This is a genomic window from Streptomyces sp. HUAS MG91 (genome assembly GCF_040529335.1).
Taxonomy (GTDB): domain Bacteria; phylum Actinomycetota; class Actinomycetes; order Streptomycetales; family Streptomycetaceae; genus Streptomyces; species Streptomyces tabacisoli.
On the sequence record NZ_CP159534.1, the window covers coordinates 8360282 to 8372581 of the forward strand.

12 protein-coding genes and 1 pseudogene are annotated in these 12300 nt (G+C 72.0%); 7 read left to right on the forward strand and 6 right to left on the reverse strand.

The features are described 5' to 3' along the window. Positions 1-116: 116 nt before the first annotated feature. The gene (locus ABII15_RS37920) at positions 117-845 is read left to right on the forward strand and encodes a hypothetical protein (RefSeq protein ID WP_353946838.1); all 729 of its coding nucleotides are present in this window, start codon (positions 117-119) and stop codon (positions 843-845) included. Here ABII15_RS37920 and ABII15_RS37925 read toward each other — a convergent pair. The 3 genes and pseudogenes from ABII15_RS37925 to ABII15_RS37935 all read right to left on the reverse strand — a co-directional run bounded on the left by ABII15_RS37925 (position 842) and on the right by ABII15_RS37935 (position 4447). Then, a pseudogene (locus tag ABII15_RS37925) lies at positions 842-1794 on the reverse strand (IS481 family transposase). The gene ABII15_RS37920 and the pseudogene ABII15_RS37925 overlap by 4 nt on opposite strands. Before the next feature lie 101 nt (positions 1795-1895). Next, positions 1896-3086, reverse strand: coding sequence for a homoserine O-acetyltransferase (locus ABII15_RS37930; RefSeq protein WP_353947320.1), 1191 nt, complete (start codon positions 3084-3086; stop codon positions 1896-1898). Then, entirely contained in the window at positions 3083-4447 is a 1365-nt protein-coding gene (locus ABII15_RS37935; protein ID WP_353946839.1) for a bifunctional o-acetylhomoserine/o-acetylserine sulfhydrylase, read from the reverse strand. The genes ABII15_RS37930 and ABII15_RS37935 overlap by 4 nt, the downstream gene beginning before the upstream one ends. A gap of 437 nt (positions 4448-4884) precedes the next feature. On the opposite strand from ABII15_RS37935, the gene ABII15_RS37940 reads away from it, so the two are divergent. Further along, positions 4885-5568: a transcriptional regulator gene (locus tag ABII15_RS37940; protein WP_353946840.1), complete on the forward strand. Its 684-nt coding sequence runs from the start codon at positions 4885-4887 to the stop codon at positions 5566-5568. Positions 5569-5599: 31 nt separating this feature from the next. Beyond that, a complete protein-coding gene (locus ABII15_RS37945) occupies positions 5600-6085 on the forward strand; it encodes a DUF3291 domain-containing protein (RefSeq protein WP_353946841.1) in 486 nt (161 codons plus the stop codon). 30 nt (positions 6086-6115) lie between these two features. Here the strand turns inward: ABII15_RS37945 and ABII15_RS37950 are convergent, their stop codons facing one another. Next, entirely contained in the window at positions 6116-7144 is a 1029-nt protein-coding gene (locus tag ABII15_RS37950) for an alcohol dehydrogenase catalytic domain-containing protein (protein WP_353946842.1), read from the reverse strand. A 249-nt stretch (positions 7145-7393) separates the two neighbouring features. Here ABII15_RS37950 and ABII15_RS37955 point away from each other — a divergent pair, with 249 nt between their 5' ends. After that, positions 7394-8302 (forward strand): helix-turn-helix transcriptional regulator, encoded by a 909-nt coding sequence (locus tag ABII15_RS37955; protein ID WP_353946843.1) that lies wholly within the window; start codon positions 7394-7396, stop codon positions 8300-8302. 30 nt (positions 8303-8332) lie between these two features. On the opposite strand, the gene ABII15_RS37960 is transcribed toward ABII15_RS37955, so the two are convergent. Next, positions 8333-8911 carry a TetR/AcrR family transcriptional regulator gene (locus ABII15_RS37960; RefSeq protein WP_353946844.1) on the reverse strand — a complete coding sequence of 193 codons (579 nt, stop codon included), beginning with the start codon at positions 8909-8911 and terminating at the stop codon, positions 8333-8335. Positions 8912-9000: 89 nt separating this feature from the next. Here ABII15_RS37960 and ABII15_RS37965 point away from each other — a divergent pair, with 89 nt between their 5' ends. From ABII15_RS37965 to ABII15_RS37975, 3 genes are all read left to right on the forward strand, one after another. Continuing rightward, complete coding sequence (locus tag ABII15_RS37965; protein WP_353946845.1) at positions 9001-9447, forward strand: DUF1772 domain-containing protein; 447 nt, start codon at positions 9001-9003, stop codon at positions 9445-9447. Between the two features lie 286 nt (positions 9448-9733). Continuing rightward, positions 9734-10561, forward strand: coding sequence for an aldo/keto reductase (locus tag ABII15_RS37970; RefSeq protein WP_353946846.1), 828 nt, complete (start codon positions 9734-9736; stop codon positions 10559-10561). Positions 10562-10646: 85 nt separating this feature from the next. Further along, positions 10647-11225: a helix-turn-helix domain-containing protein gene (locus ABII15_RS37975; RefSeq protein WP_353946847.1), complete on the forward strand. Its 579-nt coding sequence runs from the start codon at positions 10647-10649 to the stop codon at positions 11223-11225. A 30-nt stretch (positions 11226-11255) separates the two neighbouring features. Here ABII15_RS37975 and ABII15_RS37980 read toward each other — a convergent pair whose 3' ends face one another. After that, positions 11256-12290, reverse strand: a complete 1035-nt coding sequence (locus ABII15_RS37980) for an SMP-30/gluconolactonase/LRE family protein (RefSeq protein WP_353946848.1) — start codon at positions 12288-12290, stop codon at positions 11256-11258. Positions 12291-12300 lie beyond the last annotated feature (10 nt).

The following is a 12300-nucleotide window of genomic DNA, read 5'->3' on the forward strand; positions in this document are numbered from 1 at the left end:
AGGGGCAAGCGACGGGCCCTCCCGCGCGGCTGACTCCCCGGACCGCGTTCACGTCCTCTGCGAGGCCGAAGCCCGCTCGCCGGACCGCGGGGCGCTGGGAGAGGCATACTGCCGTTATGGGCACTGACGCGCTGGACGGGCCGTCCGACGCCGACCCCGGGGCGCCGGCCGAGAACACGCGCGAGCACGCTGACGATCGCCGGCGGGCGGACGCGGAGCGGGCGCGCACCGCCGATCTCCGCGACGCCGCGGCCGACCGGCGGAAGGCTGTCGCGGACGATCGCGAGGCCGCCGCCGACCGGCGGGAAGCCATCGCCGATGATCGCGAGGCAGCGGCCGACGCGCGTGAGGCCGTCGCGGACGACCGGGAGGCCGACGCGGGTACCTGGGAGGAGAAGCTCGCCGCCCGGGAGAGGCGCCTCGACGCACGACACCGTGCGGCAGGGGATCCGACGGCCGGCGCGCGGGAACGCTCGTACGAAGAGCTCGTCCGCTCGCAGGGCCTGCTGGCCGCCGGCCAGGAGCGACTGCACCGCGACCGGGAGACGCTGCGGCGCAAGGACGAGACGGATCTGCGGGAACAGGCCGCCGTCGACCGGGAGATCGAGGCCGCCCGCGTACGGATGTCCGGGCAGGGCCCGGAGCCGTTGCAGACCCGGCGGAGCCGAGCCGTCCGGCTCAGGGAACAAGCCACCGAGGCGATCGCGGCACTGGCGGAAGCCGAGGACGCCCTGGCCCGCGAGTGCGAACAGCGCGGCCGTGCCCCTGAAGCCGCCGAACACCGCCAGGGCGCTGCGCGCGCCCGCGAAGCGGCCGCCGCACTGCGTGTCGTCACCCCGCCCTAGGTGTATTGACTCGCAGCGTTGTTGACGCGGCTGATTGGTGGCTGGCCGCCGAGTGCGGTGTGGCAGCTGTGGTGGTTGTAGGTGTGGAGGAAGTCTGCCAGGGCCGCTGTTCGCTCGTCGTTCGAGGTGTAGGGCCGCAGATAGGCCCACTCGTCTGCCAGGGTGCGGTTGAAGCGTTCGACTTTGCCGTTGGTCTGCGGTCGGTAGGCGCGGTGAGCTTGCCCCTCGCGCCGAGCTCGGCCAGGACGTTCTTCCAGGCCAGGCCCTTGCGGTAGGCCCACGCGTTGTCCGTCAGCACGCGCTCGATCCGGGTGATGCCCATCTCGGCGAAGAACGCGGCGGCCCGCGTCAGGAAGGCCGCGCAGGCCGCGACCTTCTCATCAGGATGGATCTCGCTGTAGGCGAGGCGGCAGTGGTCGTCGACGGCCAAGTGGACGTAGTCGAAGCCCATGCCGCGGATGGGCCGGCCGGCGTCGCGGCCGTGCACTTTGTGGCCGCCGCCGTCGGGGATCCGGCCCAGTTTCTTGACGTCGACGTGGATCAGTTCGCCGGGGCGTTCGCGTTCGTAGCGGCGGATCACCGTGCCGGTGGGCCGGTCCGTCCAGGCGAGACGGTTCAGGCGGTGGCGGGTCAGGATGCGGTGGACGGTCGAGGCGGGCAGACCCAGGATGGGGCCGATCCGCGCGGGCCCCAGCTTGCGGGACTGGCGCAGGTCGCAGACGCGGCCCTCGATCGCGGCCGCCGTGCGGTGTGGTGTCGTCAACGGCCTGCTGGAGCGGTCGGCCAGGCCCGCCTCGCCCTCGGCTCGCCACCGTCGTACCCACTTGTGCGCGGTCGCTCGGGAGATGCCCATCTCGGCGGCGACATGGGCGACGGGGCGGCCGGACGTGACACGTTCGACCAGCAGGCGCCTGCCGTGCACGGTCAGCCGGGCATTACGGTGGGACATGAAGACCTCCGTGTGGTGCGGTCCTAGACAGCTCCACCACACCGGAGGTCTTCGCCATGATCAAGACCCGCCAGTGTCAACAACGCTCGTGATCAATACACCTAGGACCTGGCGGTGCTCCCGTCCCGAGGACAGCGGGTGTGCTGGTGCGGAAGCAGCTCGGCGACGAGCGAGGAGACCTGTTCTCCTTCGATGAGGAAACCGTCGTGGCCGTAGGGGGAGTCGATCGTCCGGACGGCGTCGGCCGTGGGGATGCCGGAGGCCAACTCCGCCTGCTGGGACGGTGGGTAGAGCCGGTCGGAGCCGACGGCCGCCACGAGCGTCGGGGCGCTCACCCGGCGCAGGGCGCGCCGCACGCCACCCCGGCCGCGCCCGATGTCATGACTGTTCATCGCCTCGGAGAGCACGACGTAGCTGCCCGCGTCGAACCGCCGCACCAACTTCGTCGCATGGTGGTCGAGGTAGGACTCGACCTGGTACCGACCGCCGTCCCACGGATTCTCCGCGCCCTGGGGGACGCGGCCGAACCGGACGTGGAGCTCCGGCTCGCTGCGGTAGGTGACGTGGGCCAGCCGCCGGGCCTGGGCCAGTCCGGCGGCGGGGCCGCGGCCCGTGTCGTGGTAGTGGCCGTCCTGCCAGTGCGGGTCGGAACGGATGGCGTGCAGCTGGATCGAGGCCCAGGCGATCTGCTCGGCGCTCGCGGCGGCCGTCGTGGCGAGCAGGAGGAGCGCGCCGGTGCGCTCGGGATGCGACACCGCCCATTCGAGCGCCCGCATCCCGCCCATCGAGCCGCCGACCACCAGCGCCCAGCGGTCGATGCCGAGCGCGTCGGCCACCCGGGCCTCGGCCGCCACCTGATCGCGCTGGGTCAGGAACGGGAAGGCGCCGCCCCAGCGCCGTCCGGCCGGGGAGCGGGACGCGGGCCCGGTGCTGCCTTGGCAGCCGCCCAGGACGTTCGGGGCCACCACGTACCAGCGGTCCGTGTCCAGGGCGAGCCCCGGGCCGACGAGACCGTCCCACCAGCCCGGTGTGGGGTGCCCGGGCCCGGCCGGGCCCGCGACATGACTGTCACCGGTGAGGGCGTGCAGCACCAGAACGGCGTTGGACGCGTCCGGAGCGAGCCGCCCCCACGTCTCGAACGCGAGCCGCACGCCCGCCAGTTCACCGCCCGCCTCCAAAGGCAGCGGACCCGGGAGGTCGTACCACTGGCGGCGCCCCGGCGGGTCCCCCTCCTGCCAGGCACCGGTGGCCCGCGGGAGGGGAACCTCGAAGGACGTGGCTGTGGCGCTCAGGAGGACGCGCCCTTCGCGGCGCGGAACCCCGCGTCGAGGTCCGCCTTCAGGTCGGCGAGGTTCTCGATGCCGACCGAAAGACGCACCAGACCGGGGGAGGTGCCGGTGGCCGCCAACTGCTCCTCGTCGAGCTGGCTGTGGGTGGTGGAGGCCGGGTGGATGATGAGGCTGCGGACGTCGCCGATGTTGGCGAGGTGGCTGAAGAGTTCGACCGCGTCCACGAACCTCCTGCCCGCCTCCACGCCGTCCCGCAGCTCGAAGGAGACCACGGCACCGGAGCCGCGCGGCAGGTACTTCCGCCCCGCCTCGTACCACCTGCTGGACTCGAGTCCCGGATAGTGCACGGCGGCGACCTCGTCCCGCTGCTCCAGCCACTGGGCGAGCGCGAGGGCGTTCTCGGTGTGCCGTTCGATGCGCAGGCTCAGCGTCTCCACGCCCTGGAGAAGCAGGAACGCGGAGTGCGGGGACAGTGCCGGGCCGAGGTCGCGCAGCAGTTGGACCCGGAGCTTGACGGCGAAGGCGCCGGGGCCGAGGGCCGGCCAGTACTGGAGGCCGTGGTAGCTCGGGTCGGGCTCGGTGAAGTCCGGGAAACGCTCGGGGTGCGCGCCGAAGTCGAAGGTGCCGCCGTCGACGACGACCCCCGCGATGGCCGTGCCGTGGCCGCCCAGGAACTTGGTCGCCGAGTGCACGACGATGTCCGCGCCGTGCTCGATGGGCCGCAGCAGATACGGCGTGGGGACGGTGTTGTCGACGATCAGCGGCACGCCGGCCTCGTGGGCGACGTCCGCGACCGCCCGCACGTCGAGCACGTTGCCGCGGGGGTTGCCCAGCGTCTCCGCGAACAGGGCCTTGGTGCGCGGCCGGATCGCCGCCCGCCACGCCTCCGCGTCGTCGGGGTCGTCCACGAAGGACACCTCGATGCCCAGCTTCGGGAGCGTGTGACGGAAGAGGTTGTACGTGCCGCCGTACAGCGACGTGCTGGAGACGATGTGGTCTCCCGCGCTCGCCAGGGTGAGCAGGGCCAGCGTCTCCGCCGCCTGCCCGGACGCCAGCGCGACGGCGGCGACACCGCCCTCCAGCGCGGCGATCCGCTGTTCGAGGACGTCCTGCGTGGGGTTGTGGATACGGGTGTAGATGTTGCCGGGTTCGGCGAGCGAGAACAGGTCGGCGGCGTGCTGGGTGTCGCGGAACACGAACGACGTCGTCTGGTAGATCGGGGTCGCCCGGGCGCCGGTCGCCGGATCGGGCACGGCCCCGGCGTGGACCTGCTGGGTCTCGAAGGACCAGGCCGAGGTGTCGGGTCCGGCGGGTGATTCCTCGGGGGTGTGACCGGCGGTGACGGAGTCGATGGGCTGGCTCATGACGAAGCTCCCTGGACGAAGGTCGGGCAGGCGGACGGCTGAACGGCAGGCGGGAACGCAGGAGTTGGTGATCCGGAAGAGCCGGAAGGGAGAGGCGCGGTGCCGGGACCGTGGTGCGGCGCGCACGGCAGGGACCACCCGGCGGGCGGGTGTCGCTGCGCGCCGTACGGCGAGGAGGAATGCCGGTCAGGGCCCGGTCAGGGGTGGGACGCGGAGCTGGCGGACACCTGTCTTCTGCTGGTCAGAAGGCAGGTCCGGGGCCGGAGCGCGTCGTCAGCTCGCGGCGGGACAGGCCGTGGTGGTGACATGCGCGTAGTCGACATGGCGACGGGTCACGAGCACGGTCATGACGTCAGATAACCACAGCGAAGCCGTCGAGCGCCAGGACATGCCCCGGCCTTTCTACCTCCAACATGTGTTGTTCATAGAATGGGCGGGTGGAGAACATCGATGCGATCGCGGCCTTGCAGGACCCGGTGCGGCGCCGCCTGTACGAGTACGTGGCGGCGCAGGGCCGCGAGGTCGGCCGCAATGAGGCGGCCGAGGCGGCCGGTGTGGCGCGCACTCTCGCCGCCCACCACTTGGACAAGCTGGCCGAGGTGGGACTGCTGGACAGCGGCAGTCGGCGGCTGACCGGCCGCTCGGGCCCGGGGGCGGGGCGCCCGGCCAAGGTGTACACCCGGGCGGCAGGCGAGCGGTCGGTGTCGCTGCCCGCCCGTGACTACCGCACCGCCGCCGAACTGCTCGCGGAGGCCGCCGAGGAGGCCGGCCTGGACACCGGGCTCTTCGCGTCGGCCCGCCGCCGCGGCGAGGCCCTCCGGGGTGGGGCCGTGCCGTGCGGGGGCTTCGAGGAGGCGATGGAGTTGCTGGCCGCCAGGGGCTACGAGCCGCGCCTGGAGACGGGCGCCGAGGAGGCGACCGGCGCCGGCTCGCGCGTCGTCCGTCTGCGCAACTGTCCCTTCCACGCCGTCGCCGAACGCTTCCCGCCGCTCGTCTGCGGCATGAATCTCGCGCTCCTCGAAGGGCTGGTCGGCAAGGACGGCCCGGTTCGTGCCCGCATGGACGCCCGGCCGGGGGAGTGCTGCGTGGTGCTCGAAGAATCTAAAAACAACGAGGATTGACATAGAAATGCGGGTCGTGTTGGGATGAACCATGACCACAACCCCGCACGGCGCTCACCTCGCCGAACTGAACGTTGTCACACTGCGACGGCCCTTCGACGACCCGAGCATGGCGTCGTTCGTCGAACAGCTGAACCCGATCAATGCCGCCGCCGACAGCGCACCCGGTTTCGTGTGGCGGCTGGTGGAGGAAGGGTCGGCCGACGCCACCGGTCTGCGTCCGGCGGGCGAGGACGTCGTCGTGAACCTGTCGGTGTGGGAGACCCAGGAGGCCCTGTGGGACTTCACCTACCGCAGCGGGCATCTGGAAGTGTTGCGCCGGCGACGCGAATGGTTCGCACGGCACGTCGAGGCGCACCTGGTGCTCTGGTGGATCCCCGCCGGGCACGTCCCGAGCGTGGACGAGGCCCTGGCCCGGCTGGCCGCCCTGCGCGCCGACGGGCCGTCCCCCCGCGCGTTCACCTTCTCCTCCTCCTACACCGCGGCCGAAGCCGCCCACCATCTGTCGGCGGTGTAGGGGAGGAGTGCGGGCGGGCGGTCTACGAGGTCAGGGGCGCACGAGTGCCTTGAGCACCCGGCGGTCGGCCATGGCCCGGTAGGCGTCCGGCACCTGATCGAGCGGGAACTCCCGGTCGAAGACGCGGCCGGGGGCGATGGTGCCGTCCAGGACGTCGGGCAGCAACTGCTCGATGTAGGCACGGGCGGGGCTTGCGCCACCGGTCAGCGTGATGTTGCGCATGAACTCGGCCGGGCCGATGGGCACTTGCTCGTACTGCGGCACTCCGAGACGGCTGACGGTGCCGCCGTCCAGGACCGCGCCGAGGGCGGTGTCGAGGGCCTCGCGGGCGCCGACGGCCTCGATCACCTTGTCGACGCCACCGGTCAGCTCCCGGATGCGGGCGATGCCCTCCTCCCCGCGCGCGGCGACCACGTCGGTGGCTCCGAAATGACGGCCCAGCTCGGTGCGGGCCTCGTGGCGGCCGGCGAGCACGATCCGCTCGGCACCGAGCCGCCGCGCGGCGATCACGGCACACAGGCCCACCGCGCCGTCGCCGACGACCAGCACCGTGTCGCCGCGGCCGACCCCGGCGGTGACCGCGCCGTGGTGGCCGGTGGTCATCACGTCCGACAGGGCCAGCAAGGAGGGCAGCAGCGCAGAATCTGCGGCCACCGGCAGCTTCACCAGGGTGCCGTCCGCGTGCGGGACACGGACGGCTTCGCCCTGCCCGCCGTCGACGCCGTCGAAGCCGTACCGGCCCCCGTCGCGGCAGGAGATGTGCAGCCCCTTGGCGCAGTAGTCACAGGTGTTGTCGCTGTACGTGAACGGTGCGACGACCAGGTCACCCGTCGCCAGCCCGCGCACGTCCGCCCCGGTCTCCTCGACGACGCCGAGGAACTCGTGCCCCATCGGGCGACCGGTGTCGGTGGCGGGCATCGACCGATAGGGCCACAGGTCGCTGCCGCACACGCAGGCGGCCACGACGCGGACCACGGCGTCGGCGGGCTTCACGATCTTCGGGTCGGGCCGGTGCTCGACGCGGACGTCGCCGGCTCCGTACATCACTGCTGCACGCATCGGTGGGGGCTCCCAACGGGGTGGTACTGAGGGTGGACGATCGGCTTCGGAGTGGCGCCCGGCTTCTCAGTCTCGCCCGGACCGGCGGGTCCCGCCGGTCGGGGACGAGGGCGTCACCGAAGCGGCGGGCGCCTTCCACCCACACTCTCCTCCGGGCCGCTCCGGTGTGGCAGGGCGCGTTCTTCAGGGGTAATGACAGGGCCCCCCTCCCGCCCGCGCGGCGGACGTCCCACGGGTGAGACTGGAGTCATGGCAACCGCAAGCGCGCCCAGCGAAGGCGCCGAGCTGGGCCGCTACCTGCGCGCCCGCCGCACCCAGACCAGCCCCGGACACGTCGGCCTCACCGTCGGCCCTGGCGTCCGCCGCACCCCCGGTCTGCGGCGCGAGGAACTGGCCACCCTCGCCGGCATCAGCATCGACTACTACGTGCGTCTGGAACGCGGCAAGGAGACCCGGCCCAGCCCCGCTGTCCTCGACTCCCTCGCCCGCGCCCTGCGCATGGACGACCAGCAGCACCAGCACCTGCGCGAACTCGCCGCCCGCGCGGCCCGCTACGTGCCCGAACCGCCTCCGGCCCCCAGCCGTACGGTGCGCCCCCACCTGAAGCTGCTGCTCGAGTCGCTGCGCCCCCACCCGGCCCTGGTGATCAGCCGCAGCATGGACGTGCTGGCCTGGAACCCCGGCGGGCTCGCGTTGTACGCGGGCATGGGGGACTGGCCGGCCAGGCACCGCAACCTCGCCCGCTACCTGTTCCTCCACCCGGCCGCGCGTGATCTCTTCCCGGACTGGGACCGCCAGATCACCGGCTGCGTCGCCCGGCTGCGCGCCGTCGCGGGCACCGCCCCCGACGCCCCCGACCTCACCGGTCTCGTCGGTGAACTGCTCCTGAAGAGCCCCGACTTCGCGGGCCTGTGGGAACGCTACGAAGTCACCGGCCGCAAGCCCGCCCAGAAGGTCTTCCGGCACCCTCAGGTCGGCACGGTCACCCTCACCTCGCAGTCACTGCACGTCGAGGGCACCCCCGGACAGCGCATCGGCGTCTACACCGCCGAACCCGGCAGCCCCGACCACGACGCCCTGCTGCTGCTCGACATGACCGCGCCCCGGGCCGCGGAACAGCCCGCGGCCGGCCCCGAAGTCTCCGACCGGGAGTCGTAGCGCCCGTACGGGGGACACGCCGGGGCGGTGTCAGTGGATGGCGAGCCGGTCCACCAGGAGCGCCACGCGCCGCTCGGTGTCGGCCGGCGGCAGCCGTCCGGCCCGGGTGAGCGTGGCCAGTCCGTGCAGGGCCGCCCAGAACGTCTCGGTGAACAGGCCCGGGTGGACACCGTCCCCGGCGACCTCCTCGAGGTTCTCCAGAAGGGCGGCGAAGGCGTCTTTCAGCGGCTCCGGGGTGGCCTCGTCCGCGAAGGCCAGCCCGCCGTCCAGCTGGAAGATGGCGTCGTAGACCGCCGGGTTGCGGGCGGCGAAGTCGAGATAGGCGCGGGTGAGCGCGGTGACCCGCGTACGAGAGTCCTCCGCGGCGGCGGTCGCGGCCCGTACCGCCACGGCCAGCTCGGCGGCCCCTTCGAGGGCGACGGCGCCGATGATCTCGCGTTTGCCGCGGAAGTGGCTGTAGAGGACGGGCTGGCTGTACTCGATGCGCTCGGCGAGCCGTCGGGTGGTGACCGCGTCCCAGCCCTGCTGCTCGGCGAGTTCGCGAGCGGTGGCCACGATGAGACGCTCGCGGCCCGCCCGTTCACGCTCCTTGCGTTCCTGTACCGACATGTTCCGATCCTAGCACTGCTAGACAATCGAGCGGCAGTAGAGCTAGCGTTGCCTCATCGGCTAGCAATGCTAGATCCCAAGGGGGAGTCATGCTCAACGCACTCGAGGTGTTCACCACCGTGATCGTCGGCGTGATGGTGGGGGTGGAGTTCTCGGTCGCCTTCGTCATGAACCGGATCTTCGGCGCGCTTCCCGAGGACAGCGACCAACTCGCCCGCGCCCACGGGGGCAGAATGCTCGGCGCCGTGATGCCGTTCTGGTACATCGGCTCACTCGTCCTCGTCGCGGTCTGGGCGGTCGCCGGACGGCACCACGGCGGTACGGGACTCGTCGTCACCTCCGGCGCGCTGCTGCTCCTCAGCGTGGTCATGTCGCTCCTGCTGCTCGTCCCGATCAACAACCGGGGCAAGACCTGGACCCCGGAGAACCGGCCGGAGGACTGGAAGGAGCAGATGAACCGCTGGGACCGCTACCACTACGTCCGCGTCGCCGTCATCGTCGCCGCCTTCGCCCTGCTGGTCGCGGCCCTCGCCTGAGCCCGAGGAGCGGCGGGCCGCGTCAGATGCCGCCGTGGGTGCGGCGCACGTGCCGCTTCCGGCGTGCAGCAGCCGGGACAGCGGGGCGCGCGCCTCCTCGAAGTCACCAGCGTCCTCCGGGGCGGGCCGCACATGCTCCAGGAGGGATTCCACGGCGTCCCGGGCCGGGATCAGGCGTGAACGCCGGGATCAGGCGTGAACAGAGGACCAAAGTCCCGATATGCCCCGGCGGTGCGCGGGGCAGACCGAACGGCAGAAGTCGTACGCCTCGACAGGAGAGATTCACGTGAGCGCCGTTCCCACCGTCACCCTCAACAACGCCGTCGAGATCCCGCAGCTGGGCTTCGGGACCTTCCAGATCCCGCCGGAGGAGACCCGCGGGACGACGCTGGCCGCGCTGGAGGCCGGCTACCGGCACATCGACACGGCTCAGATGTACGGCAACGAGAAGGAGGTCGGGCAGGCCGTCCGGGACTCCGGCCTCGACCGCGCGGACGTCTTCGTGACCAGCAAGCTGAACAACGACGCGCACGCGCACGACGACGCCCTGCGCGCCTTCGACGTCACCATGGAGAAGCTGGGCCTGGACCACCTGGACCTCTTCCTCATCCACTGGCCGGTGCCGGACAAGGGCGACTTCACGCAGACGTGGAAGGCCCTCGAGCAGATCTACCGCGACGGACGCGCCAGGGCCATCGGGGTGTCCAACTTCCAGCCCCACCACCTGCGCCGCCTGATGGAGAACTCCGAGGTGGTCCCCGCCGTCAACCAGATCGAGGTGCACCCGTACCTCACCCAGGACGACGTCAGGGCCTTCGGCGCCGAACACGACATCGCGACGGAGGCGTGGTCGCCCATCGCGCAGGGCAAGGTGCTCGACGACCCGACCATCGGCCGCATCGCGGACCGCGTGGGCCGCACTCCCGCGCAGGTCACCCTCAGGTGGCACCTCCAGCGCGGGGACATCGTCTTCCCCAAGTCCTCGACGCCGCAGCGCATCAAGGAGAACTTCGACCTCTTCGGCTTCGAGCTCAGCGAGGGCGACATGGGCGAGATCTCCGCGCTCGACCGCAACGAGCGCACCGGCCCCGACCCCGACCGCTTCACGGGCTGACCGCCGCCACGAGCATCGCCCGACCCGCGCCGCGAACGGGTTTCCTGCGCGTTCACGCAGATGGGGTCCGTATTACGCTGCCGAGGTGACGAACCCCTCCGACCCCGTCCGGCCCCGCCCCGCGAACCAGGGGCGCCGGGTCGCGGCCCGCAACAGGGCCGCACTCATCGCGGCGGCCCGTGAGGTCTTCGCCGAGCAGGGGCTCAACGCCCCGCTGTCCGCCGTGGCCCGCCGCGCCGGGGTCGGCCAGGGCAGCCTCTACCGGCACTTCGCCGACCGGACGGCGCTCGCCTCGGCCGTCCTGGGCGAGAACGTCCGGCAGATCGAGCAGGCCGCCGCCGAGCCGGACGCGACGCTGAAGAGCGTGCTCGGCGTGGTCACGTGGCACGTGACCCGGTCGACGGCGTTCGTCGACCTCCTGCGGCTGCGGGGCGACGACCAGGAGGGCAGGGAACTGTCCGAGCGGGTCCGCGGCGCGCTGGCCGGTCTCTCGGCCGACGGACCCGGACCGGCCGTCGACGACCTCATGCTCGCCGTCGCGATGGTCTCGGGGGCCGTCGCGGGCCCCCTCGAGCAGCGCGAGCGCCAGGCGCTGGCGGCCTGGCGACTGCTCGGCATCGAGGTGGGGCCGCTGCGCCCCGTGGAGACGGACACCGACGTGTGACCGGGCGACGGACACCCGCCGGACGGTCCGTCAGCCGCCGTTCGACAGCCGGATGCCCTTCGCCAACGCGGTGAAGGTGTACACGTATCCGCCCGAGGGCCCGCTGACCGTCATGTAGGCGGTCCTGCCGCCCGGGGTGATCGCGACATTGGTCGCCGACCGCAGCCCCTTCGCCGCCTCGGCCGGCACCTCGACCGTGCCCAGACGCTCCCCGTACTTGCTGAAGACGGCCATGGCGGGCCTGCCGTGCAGCGCCTGATAGAGATTGCCGTCACCGTCCACGGCGATGGAGTCCGTCTGGGCCACGCCGCCGTCGACGTGGATCGCCTCGTGCCGGGACGTCACGGACGTCCTGTCCGCGTCCAGCAGCAGGTACGAGATGGTGTTCCGCGCGAGTTCGCTGATCCACAGCCCGTGCTGCTCGGGATCGAACATCACCCCGTTGGGATGGGCGAGGCCGTCGGCGAGCACGGTGGCCTTCCTCCCGTCGCGGTCGATCCGCACGATGCGCCCCTCGGCCCTGCCCGTCTTCATGCCGTGCAGATCGCTGACGTACAGATTCCCGTCGTCGTCGAAGGCGATGTCGTCGGGGTTCATCGCCGAGCCGTCGACCTCGCCGGGGAAGAAGGTCCGCCGGTCCGAGCCGTCCCGGGCGAGACTGACGACGGCCCCCGTCTGATACTCGGTCAGATACACGCGGTCGTCGTACGGACTGATCTGCGCGGACGTGTAAGCACCGGTCCTGTCGGTGTAGACGCTCCGGTGCCGGCCCGTTCCCACGTCCACGGAGATGAGCTTGGGCTCGCCGGGCGGCGCGGTGACGTCCGTGACGTACAGCTCGTCCTTCCCCGCGAGGACCGGGCCTTCGAGCAGCGTCATGCCGGTGGACGCGTGCACGTCGGTGACGTGGGAGACCTGGGTGGCTCTGATGGTGCGGCCCTCGCCGGACACCGCGGGCTTCGAGGCCGGGCCGGCGGCGGGCTGGGTGCCGCAACCGGCCAGCGTCAGCAGACCGATGGCGGCGAGACCCGCCAGGGCGCCGCGGGATGCACGGGACGTGGTCATGGGGATCGTG